The organism is Vibrio paucivorans (assembly GCF_054053395.1).
Map to the genome: position 1 here is coordinate 333,623 of NZ_CM133231.1, position 17,232 is coordinate 350,854.

Annotated in this window: 17 protein-coding genes; 7 read left to right on the forward strand and 10 right to left on the reverse strand. The window is 43.0% G+C overall.

Going from position 1 to position 17,232, the window contains the following annotated elements:
- The first annotated feature begins 335 nt into the window (after nucleotides 1-335).
- From ACXABW_RS16625 to ACXABW_RS16635, 3 genes are all read left to right on the forward strand, one after another.
- Nucleotides 336-755, forward strand: coding sequence for a BLUF domain-containing protein (locus ACXABW_RS16625; RefSeq protein ID WP_457526300.1), 420 nt, complete (start codon nucleotides 336-338; stop codon nucleotides 753-755).
- A gap of 105 nt (nucleotides 756-860) precedes the next feature.
- A complete protein-coding gene (locus ACXABW_RS16630) occupies nucleotides 861-1,340 on the forward strand; it encodes a rhodanese-like domain-containing protein (RefSeq protein ID WP_457526302.1) in 480 nt (159 codons plus the stop codon).
- On the forward strand, nucleotides 1,232-1,633 hold the full coding sequence (locus tag ACXABW_RS16635; protein ID WP_457526304.1) for a rhodanese-like domain-containing protein: 402 nt from the start codon (nucleotides 1,232-1,234) through the stop codon (nucleotides 1,631-1,633). The genes ACXABW_RS16630 and ACXABW_RS16635 overlap by 109 nt, the downstream gene beginning before the upstream one ends.
- Nucleotides 1,634-2,016: 383 nt before the next feature.
- On the opposite strand, the gene yciH is transcribed toward ACXABW_RS16635, so the two are convergent.
- Nucleotides 2,017-2,328: a stress response translation initiation inhibitor YciH gene (gene yciH / locus ACXABW_RS16640; RefSeq protein WP_457526306.1), complete on the reverse strand. Its 312-nt coding sequence runs from the start codon at nucleotides 2,326-2,328 to the stop codon at nucleotides 2,017-2,019.
- A 7-nt stretch (nucleotides 2,329-2,335) separates the two neighbouring features.
- On the reverse strand, nucleotides 2,336-2,710 hold the full coding sequence (locus ACXABW_RS16645) for a DUF3319 domain-containing protein (RefSeq protein WP_252034079.1): 375 nt from the start codon (nucleotides 2,708-2,710) through the stop codon (nucleotides 2,336-2,338).
- Between the two features lie 100 nt (nucleotides 2,711-2,810).
- On the opposite strand from ACXABW_RS16645, the gene ACXABW_RS16650 reads away from it, so the two are divergent.
- Nucleotides 2,811-3,767 carry a tyrosine-type recombinase/integrase gene (locus ACXABW_RS16650; protein ID WP_457526308.1) on the forward strand — a complete coding sequence of 319 codons (957 nt, stop codon included), beginning with the start codon at nucleotides 2,811-2,813 and terminating at the stop codon, nucleotides 3,765-3,767.
- On the opposite strand, the gene ACXABW_RS16655 is transcribed toward ACXABW_RS16650, so the two are convergent.
- Both ACXABW_RS16655 and ACXABW_RS16660 read right to left on the reverse strand, forming a co-directional pair.
- Nucleotides 3,764-4,762 carry a D-alanine--D-alanine ligase gene (locus ACXABW_RS16655; RefSeq protein ID WP_457526310.1) on the reverse strand — a complete coding sequence of 333 codons (999 nt, stop codon included), beginning with the start codon at nucleotides 4,760-4,762 and terminating at the stop codon, nucleotides 3,764-3,766. The two genes, ACXABW_RS16650 and ACXABW_RS16655, sit on opposite strands and share 4 nt — an antisense overlap.
- 157 nt (nucleotides 4,763-4,919) lie before the next feature.
- Nucleotides 4,920-5,501 (reverse strand): SPOR domain-containing protein, encoded by a 582-nt coding sequence (locus tag ACXABW_RS16660; RefSeq protein WP_252034082.1) that lies wholly within the window; start codon nucleotides 5,499-5,501, stop codon nucleotides 4,920-4,922.
- A gap of 219 nt (nucleotides 5,502-5,720) precedes the next feature.
- Here ACXABW_RS16660 and ACXABW_RS16665 point away from each other — a divergent pair, with 219 nt between their 5' ends.
- Nucleotides 5,721-8,402: a bifunctional acetate--CoA ligase family protein/GNAT family N-acetyltransferase gene (locus tag ACXABW_RS16665; RefSeq protein ID WP_457526313.1), complete on the forward strand. Its 2,682-nt coding sequence runs from the start codon at nucleotides 5,721-5,723 to the stop codon at nucleotides 8,400-8,402.
- 50 nt (nucleotides 8,403-8,452) lie between these two features.
- On the opposite strand, the gene ACXABW_RS16670 is transcribed toward ACXABW_RS16665, so the two are convergent.
- The gene (locus ACXABW_RS16670; RefSeq protein ID WP_457526315.1) at nucleotides 8,453-9,340 is read right to left on the reverse strand and encodes a LysR substrate-binding domain-containing protein; all 888 of its coding nucleotides are present in this window, start codon (nucleotides 9,338-9,340) and stop codon (nucleotides 8,453-8,455) included.
- A gap of 220 nt (nucleotides 9,341-9,560) precedes the next feature.
- Here ACXABW_RS16670 and ACXABW_RS16675 point away from each other — a divergent pair, with 220 nt between their 5' ends.
- Entirely contained in the window at nucleotides 9,561-11,729 is a 2,169-nt protein-coding gene (locus ACXABW_RS16675; protein WP_457526317.1) for a TonB-dependent hemoglobin/transferrin/lactoferrin family receptor, read from the forward strand.
- 369 nt (nucleotides 11,730-12,098) lie between these two features.
- Here ACXABW_RS16675 and ACXABW_RS16680 read toward each other — a convergent pair whose 3' ends face one another.
- The 4 genes from ACXABW_RS16680 to ACXABW_RS16695 form a co-directional block, all read right to left on the reverse strand.
- Entirely contained in the window at nucleotides 12,099-12,350 is a 252-nt protein-coding gene (locus ACXABW_RS16680; protein ID WP_252034086.1) for a hypothetical protein, read from the reverse strand.
- A gap of 1 nt (nucleotide 12,351) precedes the next feature.
- Nucleotides 12,352-14,049, reverse strand: a complete 1,698-nt coding sequence (locus tag ACXABW_RS16685; RefSeq protein ID WP_457526320.1) for an SgrR family transcriptional regulator — start codon at nucleotides 14,047-14,049, stop codon at nucleotides 12,352-12,354.
- A gap of 129 nt (nucleotides 14,050-14,178) precedes the next feature.
- Nucleotides 14,179-14,412 carry a DUF3389 domain-containing protein gene (locus ACXABW_RS16690; RefSeq protein ID WP_457526322.1) on the reverse strand — a complete coding sequence of 78 codons (234 nt, stop codon included), beginning with the start codon at nucleotides 14,410-14,412 and terminating at the stop codon, nucleotides 14,179-14,181.
- 257 nt (nucleotides 14,413-14,669) lie between these two features.
- Nucleotides 14,670-15,113: a hotdog fold thioesterase gene (locus ACXABW_RS16695; protein ID WP_457526323.1), complete on the reverse strand. Its 444-nt coding sequence runs from the start codon at nucleotides 15,111-15,113 to the stop codon at nucleotides 14,670-14,672.
- Nucleotides 15,114-15,232: 119 nt separating this feature from the next.
- Here ACXABW_RS16695 and ACXABW_RS16700 point away from each other — a divergent pair, with 119 nt between their 5' ends.
- Nucleotides 15,233-16,021 (forward strand): M48 family metallopeptidase, encoded by a 789-nt coding sequence (locus ACXABW_RS16700; RefSeq protein ID WP_457526325.1) that lies wholly within the window; start codon nucleotides 15,233-15,235, stop codon nucleotides 16,019-16,021.
- Nucleotides 16,022-16,090: 69 nt separating this feature from the next.
- On the opposite strand, the gene ACXABW_RS16705 is transcribed toward ACXABW_RS16700, so the two are convergent.
- Entirely contained in the window at nucleotides 16,091-17,173 is a 1,083-nt protein-coding gene (locus ACXABW_RS16705; RefSeq protein WP_457526327.1) for a site-2 protease family protein, read from the reverse strand.
- Nucleotides 17,174-17,232 lie beyond the last annotated feature (59 nt).

Below are 17,232 nucleotides of genomic sequence, written 5' to 3' on the forward strand. Positions count from 1 at the left end.
AGTTGGTGACAAAAATAATGACACCTAACCTTTGTCGGGTTCCTGGCTGTTAACTTGTTGTCTTTTAACTTAAATACAAATAAAAACAACAGGTTATGCTAGCACGTTGTGTTGGCTTGAGTTCTTGCGCTGTCTGATTTGTAATTAAATTACAGATGGTTGTTTGGTAGTAAGTTTGTACTCACTTTCGCTAGAGGATTCTACTTTACTGTGATCACGTAACAGATTCACGACACTGGCTCTGAGAGTGAACAGTGGGTCGTGATGAAGGTTCTTGACTAGGGAATGCCATGTTCTAGATTTAGTAGACTAGCCAATAAAACGGTACACAGCAGATGTCATTAGTACGATTAACTTATGTGAGTAGAGTGGTAGACGGATCACTTAGTGCTACAGAAAACATCCTAGAAAAGTCCAATGACAATAATCACGCTAACGGTGTTACTGGCGTACTGTATTTCAATCTAGATTTCTTTATTCAATGTTTGGAGGGTTCAGCTGAACGTGTCAATGCTACGCTCGCTCATATTATGAAGGATCGCCGTCATACTGATTTAAAGGTCCTTGCAACTTATCCAGTTTCAAATCGTATGTTTGAAGCATGGACAATGGCGTATGTGAGCGGCAGGTTACCTGGATACGAGCAGTGTGATCCATATGCGATGGGGATGTCCGAAACCAACCACTTACTTAAAGCACTTCAGAAACAGGTTTTTGCGACGCATGTCCAGAACCTTAGAGGGTTGAAGTTTTAAGTGACCGTGTAACCTTGGTTGGCCGATTTTTATGTGACAAATATCACATATCTTTGACAGTGCTCTACAATTACTGATAGAGGTATCAAATAGGGGGCCTTTATCATGAAAAGAATCAGAACGATTTGTCTTTTTATACTCGTTATTTTGCCACTTGGTGTAATCGCTTCTGAATTTCCTTATCGCTCTGAATATCCTGATGTAAAAACAATAGAGCTGTCCGAGCTTCATGCGACGATGACTGAAGTAGATATTGTTGATGTGCGTTCGAAGCTTGAATTTGACGTATTACACGTTAAAGGCGCAAAACACATTACATTGTCGAACAAAGGGTTTGAAAACAAAGTTAAAAAGTTAAGTTCGAACTCCAAGGGCATCGTTTTCTACTGTAACGGGATTACTTGCAGAAAGTCGTATGTTGCCGCTCAAAGAGCTATGGCCGTCGGCGTTAACAACGTCGTTGCTTTTGTGGTGGTGTGTTTTCTTGGGCTGAAGCGTATCCTCAAGACAGTATTTTGTTGGGAGCGACTCTTAATGATAAAGACAAGATCATTAGTAAAGATAAGTTCGGTGAGCACTTATTAGAGCCGAGTGATTTTAAGGAGCAAGCCTCGAATTCTGAAACATTGGTTGTCGATGTAAGAGATCCAATTCAGAGAGACATCCTTATTCTCACAAACGTTGGATCACGAAACATTCCAATTGAACGTTTTGAGTCATTTCTTAAAACACAGAGCAAAGATCAGAAGATAATGATTTATGATGCTGTGGGTAAACAGGTACAGTGGCTTCAATATATTCTAGAGGGCCAAGGCTACAGTAACTATTACTTTATGAAAGATGGCGTCGAAGGTTTTGTAGAAGCCGGGTTGCAATAATGAATGATAAAAACAGGTGGTCGCTACTGACAACCTTACAAACCAAAAGTTTGCTCATTCTATTGTTGACTTTAGTGCGTATTATCTATCTTATGTTAAATGACATTAAGTAAGAACTAATAATGTCGCTATTCCTATTCCCTACACCTTTAAATCTACAATATTAAACATAATAGTGATTTACCATAAAATACCTAATAATCAGTTAGTTAATCTTCGATTCTCTAACTGATTATTTCGTTTGATGAAACGACCATATCGCCTTCTAGTCATTAACACGTCGGTGTTCTTACAACTAAAGGCCGAGAGAAAACCTTAACGAGTTAAGAGTTTGTTTGAACTAAAAAGCCCGCTATAAAGCGGGCTTTCCAACGTTGTTCGAGTTAGCCACCAGCAAGTTTTACTGTATGACCTTTCTTTTCGAGGTGTGCTTTTATTTTATCTCGAGCATCACCTTGGATCTCAATATTACCGTCTTTCACAGAGCCACCACAGCCACAGACCTTTTTAAGTTCCGCAGCTAGCAGTTTTAATAGTGCATCATCAAGGTCTAACCCGGTAACGATGCAAACTCCTTTGCCTTTACGGCCTTTCGTTTGACGCTGAACACGCACTATACCATCGCCTTTTGGGCGCTCTACTTTTTCTACTTCTGGCTTAATTCGACCCACTTCAGTGGAATAAACGAGACTCATAGTTAAATTACTTCTTTTGTTGATCAGCTTTCTGCTTAGCGAGCAGATAGGCTTCTATATGTTTCTGAATGGCGATCTTCGATCCTTTGATTAGACGGCCGTTGAAAAAACAATACCACGCGTTAGGCTCGCCAGTATCGTTTTTAAGTGCGTAGCCACCAAAATTTTCCGCAGCAGGAGAACCAGACTCTTCTCGCTTTCTACCTACCGATGAAAACTCCTTAGGGTCGATGATTGTTGCTGTATCGCAAAACCAATCAATACTCTTTTTAACAGCAGCCATGCTACCAGATAAAACATGGTTTTTGATCTTAACTTGCCACACATCGGTGGTACTTCCAGCAGATTGGAGGTTAAAGCCTCTATAAGTCGCGACAGCCATATTGATAACATTTCTTATTGATATAGTTACTTAAATAATAATTGTATCTGCGATGTTATCAAGTATATTGTGTTGAAAAACAACGTTATAGTGCGTCAGGATGCGAAAAAATATACCTATAACCACCGATCAAACAGTTTTGAAACAATTGCTTGGGGAGTTTTGCCAATTGGTGACATTAGAGAAATTCGATGAATTAACGCACTCCGAATATTCTCGCAACACATTGTTAGCAATGACTAAAGACTGGAATCTATTCGTTGAATTCTGCCAAACTCGAAACGTTCGTCCCCTACCTTCGTCTATCGCGGCAATTCGCCAGTTTATAGAGAAAGAAGCTCGCACCCGTAAGTACTCGACGATTAGGCGCTATCTGGTGACTATTGGTGTTGTGCACCGATTGCTGTCACTTCCTGATCCCACTAACAATGCCTTACTACGCAATTCCGTAACAAAACTTAGACTAGCCAAAAAAGGAGATGCAAAACAAGCAGCCGAGTTTACTGCGTCCCATTTAAACATCCTTAATGAAAAACTGTCCAGCTCTTCCTCAGCGAAGGATGTACGCGATCTTGCTATTTATTACGTTATGTTTGAATGCGCACTCAAACGTCGGGAGTTGAAGTCACTTTCCCGAACTCAGTTAGAGCTGGTGGATAACAAATACCTGGTTGTTTTAAATGAACACAAATATGCACTAAGCCTTGAAGGCACTGTTGCGGTCGCTAAGTGGATTAATATGAGCCAAAACGATTCACAGTATGTGTTCAGAGGGATTGATCGTCACGGGAATATTGGTAAAAACCAATTGGATGATTCATCAATATATCGAATAGTCCGACATGCGGGGGATTTGATCGGTGGTGATTTGTCGTTTTCTGGCCAATCGACGCGTGTCGGAGCAGCTAGAGAGTTAGCAAAGCAAGGTGTTAGAGTGAAAGATATTCAGAGCTTTGGACGCTGGCAAAGTATTGCTATGCCCTACCAGTATCTCGGTAATGTCGAAAGCTCTGAGTCTGAAATGGTAAAATTTAAATCAATCAAGAATTGGGATTAATTCTTTAACGACGTTTTTACGCAATTTGCTAAAAACCTTGAGAAAGGCAGTCCGGCGTTTTCAACCATTTTAGGGAACATAGATATTGGAGTCATACCTGGGAATGTATTTACTTCGTTCAGGTAGATCTCCCCTTCTTCCGTTAAAAAGAAGTCGATTCGAGATAAATGTCTTAGGCGCATTTGCGTGAAAACAGTTTCTGCGCTGTGAGCGATAATATCACGTTGGGCTTCTGTCAGATCAGTGGCTTCAATAACGGTAGTTGAATGGCTATCGGCACTGTACTTTTCTTCATAAGAATAGAATGCATCGCTTGGCGCAATAACTTCACCAGGTTTGCTGATATATAGCTTGCCATCTTGCTCATAGGCAGCTACTTCCAATTCACGTGGTTTCACCGCTTTTTCAACCAAAACCTGGTCGGAATAGGTGAAAGCAGCATCGATAGATTCTTTTAATTGCACCTTATCTGTTACCTTGTAACAACCGACAGAAGAGCCTTGACGTGCAGCTTTCACAAATAAAGAGCCCCACTTATCAAAAGCTTGTTCACTGCGTTGATACGATTCTTCGTCGTTTTGAGATAGGAACAGGTATGGTGTGTTCGGGATACCTAACGCGTCATACCAAAGCTTAGATGTGATCTTATTGAAACTATTGGTACTTGCTTCTGGGCCACACCCTAAGTAAGGAATGCCGGCAAGCTCTAGCATTGATTGAATGTCTCCTGTTTCACCAGGATATCCGTGAATACAAGGTACGACGAAATCAATAGAGGTTGAGCTATTTTCGCTGTTTAAGGAGGCGGTGTTTGTATCTAGGTAAACTAAGCGACCATGACAGTCGTACCAACCCTCTTGCTTCATTTCAACGCGGATGACATTGAAGTCTTCAGTTTGACCTAATTGGTCTTGCAAGTAGTTAGCAGAAACAAGTGACACTTCATGCTCGGCTGAGCCACCGCCACAAAGAAGAAGAATGGTAGTTTTAGTCATTAAGGCTCTTTCCATGACACAACGTTAGAATCATGGCAGATATCATAATCAATCTACTGAGAAGTTACACTCGTAAAGAGTCAATACTCACGCTGTGGTGTTTGTTTGGGTGAATTTTAGACACGAAAAAGGGGCAAAAGCCCCTTTTAAATTTGAATTAGTTCAGTTTGTTAAGCGTTGGGAACTCAGAGTTTTTAATTGAGTCGATACTCTTAACAAATGGTTTCAGTGATTGGAACTCTTCTGAAAGTGACTTCACTGCTTTCTGTGCTTCTTTACGCGTAGCGTAGTCGCCGTAAAGCACTGTGTACCACTTCGTTCCATTCACTACTTTGTAGTTTTCCCAGATCGGTTGCTGTTCATCCATTGGCAGCTTACGTGCAAATTGGTCAACTTTTGCTTGAGATCCCAAAGCAACGACTTGAATCGTGAAACCGTAGCGTGGGTTCATTGCAACTTGTTTAGCTGTTGGTGGTGTGATTGCGACAGCAGGCTTGGTTTGCGGTTTCATTTTCACCACTTCTTTCTCAGCTGTCTCTGGTGACATCTTCACCACTTTAGACTCGACATTACTTTCTGTAACGCCTGTTGCTGTACCTTCCTTAGTGACTACTGGCTGCTCTACTTCAGCGACTTTGTAGTCTTCGCGATAGCTTTCCGAGGTGACATCAGTAGTGTATGTACCAGATGAACACGCAGCTAAAAGAGCAGACAAGCCAACAATTGAAATCTTTTTCATGAAATGTTTTACGCCTTAAGTGGAAATTACTGTAAATCATGCCGATTGAAAGGCTTAGAATCAAGCCAACATTTTAATTATATATCAATACTCTGTGACTTACGGCACAAACTGTTCGACATACTGTGTGTAAATGATCACAGTGACGATATTTGCTCGCTTTCCTGCCTATAAATTTGGTTAACCTATACACAGTATTTACGTTGTTGAGAGATGCGCATGAACACTTTACATCATCTATTGAAGCCAAAATCAGTCGCTGTCGTTGGCGCTTCGATTAAAGACATGCGAGCCGGTAACATCGTAATGAAGAATTTACTACAAGGCGGCTTTGAAGGAGCCATTATGCCGGTCACACCAAAATACCCATCGGTTTGTGGTGTGCTCGCCTACCCGTCTATTGGTCAATTACCGATTGTTCCTGATCTCGCTATTTTATGTACTCACGCGTCTAGAAACATCGAACTTATTTCGCAACTTGCAGAGGCCGGTGTCTGTTCCGTTATCATCTTGTCCTCAGATATGCACAACTTAACTTTGGACGGCGATACGATCCAAACCCGTTGCATAGAAATCGCGAAAGAAAACGGTATGAGGCTTCTGGGACCCAATAGCCTTGGAATGATTCTCCCTTGGCTAAACTTTAACGCTTCGTTTTCTCCGATTACCGCGTTAAAAGGAAACATTGCGTTCATTTCTCAATCTGCAGCTGTCTGCACTACTATTTTGGATTGGGCCAACGACAAAGAAATTGGTTTCTCTGCTTTCATTTCACTCGGAAATGCAGTTGATGTCGATTTTGCAGACTTATTGGATTATTTGAGTACGGATTCCCATACCGACGCAATTTTGCTGTACGTCGATACCATTAAAGACGCGCGTCGTTTTATGTCTGCTGCCCGTGCAGCATCGCGCAACCGGCGCATCTTGGTGTTAAAAGGTGGCCGAACATCTGCTGGTCGAAAAGCAGCGCAGTTACATACTGGCGGCGATGACACGCTCGATATCATTTATGACTCCGCGATTCGTCGTACGGGTATGCTGCGAGTTAAAAATACCCATGAGCTATTTGCTGCCGTTGAAACGCTAACTCACTCAGTTCCGCTTCGTGGTGAGCGTTTGGCTGTCATTACCAACGGCGGCGGCCCTGCAATCATGGCGGTAGATACACTGCTTGAGCGTGGCGGAAAACTCGCAGAACTTGATGATCAAGTGACTGAGAAACTGGATGGATTGTTACCCTCTAGTTGGTCTCGCAGTAATCCTATCGATATGGTTGGTGATGCCGGCCATCAAAGGTATGTCGATACGCTCAATACACTACTTGATAGTGATATCGCAGACGCAATCCTAATCATGCATAGCCCTTCAGCGGTGGCTCACTCTGAACAAACCGCGCAAAAAATCGTAGAGACGATTAAAAAGCATCCGCGTCATAAGCGCTTTAACATCCTAACTAATTGGTCTGGAGAGCAAACGGCAAAGCCAGCCAGACAAGTATTTACTCAAGCTGGCATACCGACCTATCGAACCCCAGAAAGTGCCGTGGTCGCGTTCATGCACTTAGTTGAGTATCGACGAAACCAAAAGCAGTTGATGGAAACACCAACTACGGCTAAACAAGTGGATATCGAGAGCTTATCGAAAGCTCAAAAGTGGATACAAGACAAGTTACTGGATAAAAATACAGTATCCATGGATACACATCAAATCGGTACTTTTTTGAAGCATTTTGGTTTCAAAGTGCTGCCGACTTGGATTGCTTCCGACTCCAGTGAAGCAGTCCATGTTGCCGAACAAATTGGCTACCCTGTTGCCGTTAAACTTCGCTCACCCGACATCGCGCATAAGTCTGATGTACAGGGAGTCATGCTTAACTTGCGTAATAGTCATGAAGTTGCCAGCGCTTCGGAAGCGATTCTAGATCGTACTAAGTTGAGTTATCCATCTGCTCATATTCATGGCTTGTTAGTACAAGGTATGGCCAAATTAGCGGGTGGAGAAGAAATACGAATCAAGGTGAAAACGGACAAAACGTTTGGTCCTGTCATACTTGTTGGTCAAGGCGGTTCTGAGTGGAACGAAGGACTAGACGCCGCTTCCGCATTGCCTCCGCTTAACATGACACTAGCGCGTTACTTAATCGTTAGAGCGATTAAAGGCGGCAAGATACGCCCTCAAAAACTGCCAGAGCCGATGAACATTACTGGTTTATCTGAGTTCTTGGTGCGCATCTCTCAGATGGTGGTCGATTGTCCACAAATACATGAACTGGATATCCATCCAGTATTGGCAAATGGGAACGATTTTACCATCATTGATGCAGACTTGATTTTGAAGCCTTACGTTGGTGATGCTCAGCAGAGATTGGCTATCCGCCCTTACCCTGTTGAGTTTGAAGAGTCAGTCGTGCTTAGAGACGGAAATCAAATACTGCTGCGTCCAATATTGCCTGAAGATGAGCCTCTGCACGCAGAGTTTATACATAACGTCTCAAAAGAGGATTTGTATAAGCGATTCTTTACTGACGTAGGCGAATTCAATCATGAAGCATTAGCAAATTTGACTCAAATCGATTATGACCGAGAAATGGCTTTTGTGGCAGTATCAAACGCTGATGGGTTTCCTTCTATTATCGGGGTGTCACGTGCATTGATTAACCCAGATAACACGGACGCAGAGTTTGCTATTTTGATTCGCTCCGACCTGAAAGGAAATGGCCTCGGAAAGATATTGATGAATAAAGTCATCGATTATTGCCGCTCCAAGGGAACGAAACAGATGTCTGGGATGACGATGCCGACAAACCGAGGCATGCTCACATTAGCGCAAAAGCTTGGTTTTGAACTCGATATTCAGTTTGAAGACGGAACTGCCGATATGGTTCTGTTGCTTCAGTAAGGTTTCATTAAAATAAAAGGAGCGCTCATCGCGCTCCTTTACGTTGTTTTCTACACTAATTTCCAATTCTTTTTCAGAAATTGAATACACCAAGATTTAGCCTCACCAATCTTATTACGTCGCCATGCGAGTATGATGTCTATGCTTTGTTCCTCTGTTCCCTCGATCACTTTCAACCGACCGGATTCGATTAGAGGCTTGGCAACTTGAGTTGGTAACGTACCAATCCCCAGGCCTTGGACTAGCGCATCTATCTTGCTGTTAAAGTTAGTCACAGTGAGTCTTGGCTGCTTTTGCAGTACATTAACACTTATTGCAGGCTGACCCCTAGCAGTATCAGCAATGGCAATAACGCGATAACGTTCGCGGGCGTCGTCGTCGAATGGGCCTGAACGCTTGTGTACATGATGATCTGCAGCCGCCACCCACAACATTGACATTTCACCTAACGTTTCAGCCTTGACATCATGAGGCAGTGTTTCAAGCTTAGGGCAAATCAGTAAATCGGCTCTTCCTTCAGCTAGCGACTCCCAGCAACCGGCCAGAATTTCTTCTTGAAGACGAACTCTGGTTTTACTGACATTTCCGAGGGCATCGACCATAGGGAAAAAGTTTGCGGTCGGAATGATTCCATCATAAGCAACGGTTAAGTCGAGTTCCCAACCATTAGCAAGCAAGTTAGCGTCATTCACCAATTTTTCTGTTGCAGATAAAATTGCGCGACCACGCTCTAGGATCAACTGGCCAGCATCAGTAAAGTTTGCTTTGTGACCCGAACGATCAAAGATCGTAATATCGAGATCCTGCTCAAGTTTTTGAATTTGGTAGCTTAAAGAAGAAGGCGCCCTATTCAATTCGTTGGCTGCAGCGGCAAAACTTCCTCGCCTTTCTATTGCATCCAGAATATGAAGAGCTTCAAGCGTAATTGGGCTTTGCAACTCATTTCTCCCCAAAAGTTCAATATATATAAGTGATCTATATCACAATGATGAATATTATCGTCATTACGTACGGTTATTATCTTATTGAAAAATATAACAATTTAAATTTACAAGCAAATTAATTATATTTATCAATAACGAGAATGATAGCAATTATCATTTAGGTTTAATAAAATGCGTCTCGCTAAACAACCTAAGGATTTAAGGTAATAACAAGATGTACAAGAAAACTCTATTGTCAGCTTCAATTATAATAGCCCTGTCACCTTCGGCAATGGCTGAATCGGTAGCGACGTTTGATGAAGTGGTAGTATCGGCGACAAGAACGGAACAAAGCAAACAGGATGTATCGGCAAGTATCGAATCAGTTTCTTCGGATGAACTTGAATCTTCGATTGCTAATGATTTGGAAGATGCACTTAAGTACACCCCTGGTGTCGATGCGACAACTGCAGGCCGATTCGGTATCTCTGGTTTTAACATTCGTGGCATGGACGGCGATCGAGTAAAAGTGATCGTCGACGGTGTGACACAAACAACACCATTCAACCCAGGCGGCGGCGCTACTCAGGCTATCTACCCTAACGCAATAGAGTTAGATACGTTAAAAAGTATCGAAATTAACAAAGGCCCATCTTCTTCACTATACGGTTCTGACGCGCTTGGTGGTGCTGTTGTAATGCAAACCAAAGATCCGGAAGATATTCTAAGAACTGAGGGCGATGAGCACCGCTTTGGTATCAAGTCCAGCTACCGTTCTGGCGATGAACAGTTCAAGAACACACTTACGTGGGCTATGCGTCAAGGTAAGTTAGAGACACTTCTAATTGGTACCTACTCTGAAGGCAAAGAAACTCAAACATACGGTGATGGTGCAGACATTTCTGGCGAAGATCGAGGCTTGGAGAATCCAGCAGAAAAAGATCTTAACAACATTTTGGCAAAAGCCTATTACCAACTGAATGAAACTAACCGCCTTGGTCTTGTGTTTGAACGCTACAACTATAACTACGACGAGCGTAGTTTAGATGGTGACTACACAATGTACTTTGGCCCGATGCCAGGATTAACTTACGACAATTCTCGTGCTCAAGATGAAAATACGCGTACGCGAATTGGCTTCAACCACGAGTACACGGCACCAAATGCTGCTTTCGATAGCTTACTTTGGTCTGTTGACTATCAAGTAACTGAATCATCAAATGCAAACTTTGCCACTTTAACTGACCACATGGGCTACGTTGGTTACAACGGCGATCGTACGCGTTTACGTGAGGCAGAAGATAAGTCTATCCAGCTGGATGCTCAACTCGACAAGCTTGTGGAGTTTGACAGCTCTGTGCACGAGTTCACTTACGGATTTAACTATAAAGGCACAGACTTCTCGTTAAACAACACAGACATCTTCCACGATAACGGTACAACTTCACCAGGTACTACAACTATCCCAGATGCAAAAGTTACTGAATGGGGTATTTTCCTTCAAGACAACGCGTTTTTCTTAAATGAAACCTTGGTACTTAATGCTGGTATCCGCTACGACTCATTTGAAGCAGACCCGTCTACTGATGATGGTTTTACTACGCCGAAAGACAAAAACAGCAACGATGCGTTCACAGGTAAACTTGGTGCGGTCTATCACTTCAACCAGTCACTAAGTACTTTCGCGCAAGTAAGCCAAGGCTTCAAAGCGCCAACTGTTGAACAGCTTTACTACGAATACGAAACTGGCTCGATTTTTGTACCAAATCCAGACCTAGAAGCTGAAAAGAGTACTTCTTACGAAATTGGTTTCCGTGGTCAAAACAACAACGCACAGTTCGAGTTGGTTGGTTTCTTCAACGATTACGATGATTTCATTGATTCAGAAGATCTAGGCACTGTAAATGGCAAAGAAAGCTACACAGTTGTTAACCGGGACGCAGTTGAAATCAAAGGTGCAGAGTTTAGCTCTACTATCCTACTGGACGGCGCTTTCGACGCTCCAACTGGTACGTACACTAAACTTTCTATTGCGTACGCAGAAGGTACAGACAAAACAACAGGTAAATCACTGGATTCAGTAGCGCCGCTTACTGGTATCTTCGGCCTTGGTTACGACAACGTTGAATACAAGTTTGGTGCGTTGGCTAACCTAACTATGGTAGCCGGTAAAGATGATTGGGCAGATGAAGATAACGTAGGTTTAAGTGGCTACGGTATCCTAGATCTAACGGCATACTACCGCCCTGTTACTGACTTGACGCTACGTGCTGGCTTATTCAATGCGTTCGATAAGAAGTACTGGACGTACAATGATCTGCGCGACAAAGATTCTGAAGACAACCTAGACTTTTACAGCCAACCAGGCCGTAACTGGGGCGTGAGCTTAGATTACGAATTTTAATCTAGCCTAAAACGACAAAAGCCAGCAGTAATGCTGGCTTTTCTATTTCATTCTATAAAGGGATTCAAAAGTGAGTCGAATGAAAACTATTTGTTTGAGGCCATCTCTTTTTTAACCATTACAGCAGACGTCACGATGAAAGCGATGATCAGACCTAATTCCATTGATGACTCCTATTTGAAGAAAATTTATGTAACAAAATATGGACTGGGCGCGAGTCTAACACTGTTTAAAAATTAATATAACAATCGTGTTTGTTTTTTAGTCTTTTATCGATCTAGATCAAAAAATAATCGGCCGTGAGGATTTCAAGACGTTATTTACGCAATATAACTTAGGATGTTTGTTAATTTATTGTGGATTTAGCCCCTACTTCATCGTGACCTTGCCGCCAATGATTTTATAAGCTGGAGTCCCTCTTACCAAGGTGTCTCGAGCGAATTCGCAATCACAACCAGGGCAATGGCAAGGTGTAACAGTCATATCTTTTACAATCCTTTCTTTAAAACATTTTACTAAGGCGCCTTTTCCACCCTTTCGATACTTAAAAAGTAAGGTTTTGCACTTGCTACAATAGATTTCGACCGTTTTTGTAGGCTGCTTTTTGTTTGGTTTCGACATGTTAATTACTCTGCAAATCCGGTTTCACCCATACTTGAGTGAAATCAAACCAGCCTAGGGCATTACACTTAGCGTTTTGTAACGTTCCGCACTGATCTTTACTTACGCCAAGCCAACAATGAAAAGTCGGAATAATCTGCAGCCTTTCGATAAGTGATTTACCAATTTCACGAGCCGGGAATAACCCTTGTGACTGAGCACGCCAGTCATTGATAAGCCCTTTCCAATATTCGAAGTCATCAGTAGTGCTCAATTGCTCAATGTCACTGTAATTGAGTAGCCAACCGGCCAATGCATCGTCACGATGGTTCGCTATTCCCATCGGTTTCAACCAAATATCGACCTCTGACACGTCTGGGACCGTGGAATCATATTTGATCAGTTCAACGTCTAACCCATCTTTTTTGAGCAGCATTTCGATGAGCTTTGCCTGTGTTGGAAACATGGGATGCAAAGCTTGATAAGCGACTTTGATACGTTTGTAGTGCGGTGGCTTTATCTCGGTGTCGGAATGCGTGTGATGATACCAGCCTGGTTTTAATCCGTGTGCTGGTAACAGGCCAAAATCGACAACTTTATCTTGTGGAATGTGTTTGAATAAATTCAGTGTGTTCAGCTTGTTAGAGAAATACAGAGCCCAATCTTGCGACTTGGCTACCCCATTTCTTCGATTAAGCAGTAGATAAGTACACCCAGGGTCAAGGGCAACTTCCTCAGAGAATTCACTGACATTTGGCTTTATTGGGTGGTTCAGGCTTGGAAACACAATTGGGGAATGAACTTCATCAATGACCCATACTTCAACACGGTCAATCAAAGGCCTAAATCCAAAGTATGTATCGTTAGCTTGCAACACTAGTCGCTTTTGATCGTTTTGAATGACTTTATAAGGGCCTGTACCCACTGGTGATAAATCAAAGTCTTCCGCCCGTTCAGACTCAGGAAGCAAAATTTTTGCACAAGCTTCTGAGAGCAATAGAGGCAGATGCATGTCTGGCTGACCGAGTGTTATATCAACGACCCAATTGGATGGTGAAGAAACTTGATCGATATGAGTAAATAAGTTGATGCTTTTCAGCGAACATAAACTTTCGATAATGCAGTCTGTGGTGAGAAGATGCCCATTGTGAAATCGAACGCCAGGTCGAATAAAGAAGCGCCAATGAGTGTCAGACAGTTGCTCCCAGGAGTGGGCCAAGTCAGGCTGCAGCGTTTCATTTTCATCCAGTTTGGTTAATCCGCTGAATATCTGACGAATAATATGGATCTCAGAGCGACGCATCGGCTTAAGCGGGTTGAGCATTGATAACGAGCGGTAGTAAGGCAAGCGCACAACCTGAAGCCCTTCTTGGTGTTGAACACCTAAGTAGCTTTCGATGACTTGTGCAAGCTTCGCTGTGTCTTGATCGAGTACATTGAGCGCCTGACCGATTTTACCTTCATCCAGATATCGCCTTGCGAGATTCTCACTGACGTCGGTACGGCTACGCTTGAATTTGAGCTGAGAAAGTTTGCCTCGTCCTGGAGCTGGATGCCATTCAATCCAGCCTTCCTCCTCCATCTTATTAAGAACTATTCGTGCATTACGCCTTGTACAAAAAAGCACTTCCGTAATTTCATCAAGTTGAACACCACAATCTTTCCCATTGTAGTGTTCAAACAAAGTTTCAAATTGGACGCGAAGACGAGGGCTACTCATATAGGGCTACTCACATGCAGAAAGTCACAAAGGAAGTCATTGTAGAAAGTCTTAAAGAGGAAATTCCACCAAATGGACTGTGAGTAGTAGTTTCCTCATTTTATGAGGTTTTTGCAAGACTCGTATCGATTATTGAATGGGAGCGCTTATCTCAGTCGCTAACTGCTCAAGCTGTTGTAAGTTATCTAATTTTATTGACCATTTTACCTCCCCGCTGTTGGCTGAGATGACGTTAGCCCCTCTGCCGATTAACTGAACAGCGTCTATTTGAGCTTGCAAAGTGATCATATGTTCGCCATTAATTTTCACAACGATTTCGTGCGCTGTAGTAATGATTTTTCCGCCTTTAAATTCGATGAGCATACTAGGGTCTGTTGATCTTTTGTGGTTAAATTTTGTTCGAGATAAAAACGTTTTAGGCGAGGCGAAGACTGTGTAGCCTAGTCATTCTAAGCAAACAGTCTTCAACAAAGCATAAAACGATTTTAACCGAACCCTTCGGGCAGCCTTTATGGTTCATTTCTACTGCGTTATCGGCTTCTCATGTAGGCTAGCTACACATCAAAGCCTCTGCCTTGTAGAAATCTCCCATAAAGTGCTGCAAAAATCAGCTCGAAAGATCAACAGACTCTAAGCTTTGACTCCTTTTTCTGCTTAACAGCAATGGTTAATCGGCTGGTACAAACGAGCCGTTCACGCTCATCGGTAATCGAAATTTGCCAAACTTGAGTTGATACGCCTAGATGAATCGGAGAAGCAGTACCAATAACATGCCCGCTTCTCATTGCTCTTACGTGGTTTGCGTTGATATCCAGTCCAACGCAGTATGAGCCTTCTTCAACACAAAAGTTCGCGGCTACAGAGCCTAATGTTTCGGCAAGCACTACAGAAGCGCCGCCATGTAGCATACCTAACGGTTGATGAGTGAAGCTACAAACGGGCATAGTCGCGGAAATGGTGTTGTCGGTGACTTCGGTATATTGAATAGCTAGGTGTTCGATCAAAGTGTTTTTTGAAGTCGTATTTAATGCTTCTAGATCAATTGGGCGTTTCCAGATGCTCATAGGTAGGTTTCCTAGCGATGGTTGAATTGTTATCTACCGAGCTATTGTAGCTAGTTTTTTTCACGAAACTACTTCATTATTAATCAATTATTGCTTCCACTTATGATATGGAGATCTTAATGCAGGCTTGGAAATCATTTTCTGCAGTAGCTGTGCTTGCAGGTTTAGTCGCTTGTTCGTCCTCGCCGACTGGTCGAAACCAATTAATCCTCTTTTCAGACCAAGATATGAGTAGCCTAGGCGCTCAATCTTTTGAAGAGATGAAAAAGGAATTGAAGATCAGCACAGACAAAAAGGTTAACGCTTACGTTCAGTGTGTGGCTAAGAGCATTACCGATAATGTCCCTAAACAATCCAGCTTTAAAGAGTGGGAAGTCGTGGTGTTTGATAGTGACCAAGTCAATGCTTTTGCCCTACCCGGAGGTAAAATTGGCGTTTATACCGGTTTATTGGACGTCGCGGTCAATCAAGATCAATTGGCGACGGTACTCGGCCACGAAGTGGCTCACGTGCTGGCTGATCACAGTAACGAGCGCCTATCTCAATCCCAACTTGCTAATGCAGGCTTACAAGTGACCAGCGTTGCCTTAGGTGCATCCGAATACTCTGAATACCGCAACGCAACTATGGCTGCATTAGGCGTTGGTGTTCAATATGGCGTCATTCTTCCTTATGGTCGTACACAAGAATCTGAGGCCGATATTGTAGGCTTAGAGCTGATGGCCAAATCAGGTTTTGACCCAAAGCAAAGTGTCGAGCTATGGAAGAACATGGCGAAGGCGTCTGGCGGAAATACTCCACCTGAGCTTCTCTCTACTCACCCATCACACGACACTCGTATCGGAGATTTGAGTGCCAAGATTAAAAGCTTACCTAAGTACGAAGGTAAAAAGCCGAACTGTAGCTAGGTATATGAGTAAACGGGAAGCCATAGGCTTCCCGTTTTAGTGTTTAGATGGAATCCGTAACACTTAAACTTACGTTCCCAAGATCAACAGTGGCAGTCTAAGCAGTTCATCACCGGTGCTTGCGAAGTACCAAATAATCCCCACTAGCGCCGCGACTAAGCCAACATACCAAACAGCAGAGACAATTTGTGCGTAACGGTTCAACGGTAGCAAATGACTGTTATGTCTTGTGCGCCACTCAAGTACGATTTCAATGGTTCCCATTATTAAAAGGAAACCAAACAGAGTAAGCCCTAGTGAGTAGCTCAATACTACGCCACCAATGGCTGCAAGCGTACAAAGAACAATTCCTGTGACACTGTTCATCGAAAAGCTGATGCTTTTTAGAATATGACCACCATCTAATGGCAGGATCGGTAACAAGTTAAATAGATTCAGAAACGCATTGAATACCGCTAAGCCAGCGAAAAACATTTCACCTGTCACCCAGTACGCAACGACAAGAATCAACGACAAAATAAGCCCAAAGAAAGGCCCCATTATCGAGATAACAACGTCTTGCCATCGGGTGTTTATTTTCTCATCGCTTAGCGCAAGCCCACCAAGGAACGGAACCAGGTAAATACCTTTAGTCTTCATGCCAAAGTACTTCATTGCGCGTACATGACCGTATTCATGGAAAACTAAGCAGGCAATGAGTGCTAATGCAAATTGAAATGAAAATAGCCACGAATATGCGGCTAAGCTCGCTGAAGCTAGGACAACTTTAATGAGCTTCGCACTTTTGAACGCTTTCATACCTAACGACAGCAGCCCGATGACACTGAATCGTCTTTCGGCTTTAGGTTCATTCACCGGGACTTGTTGCTCGATGTCTTTTTCGTTTCTAGAGCCTTCAGCGTGCAGCTCGCCGTTAACCGTTACAGAGTAATCAATTGAAAATGGTTGCCATTCTAACTGTGAGTCGATTTGGCATAACAAGCGTTCTTCACCTCTTTGTAGCGTAAACTCATGGCGTGCATGGGACCCGCGGTCGGAATCGGCATTGAGTTGCGAAACCAGCGTGTTGTCCCAATAAAGCTGTTGCCAACCTGCCATTGAACCTTCTAACCGTAAAGGCTTTCCTAATAATGATATGGAGAGTAATTCCAACTTGTTACCTAATCGTGATTACGCGAAGAGCAAGATTATGCCTAGCAACCTCTTGGTGA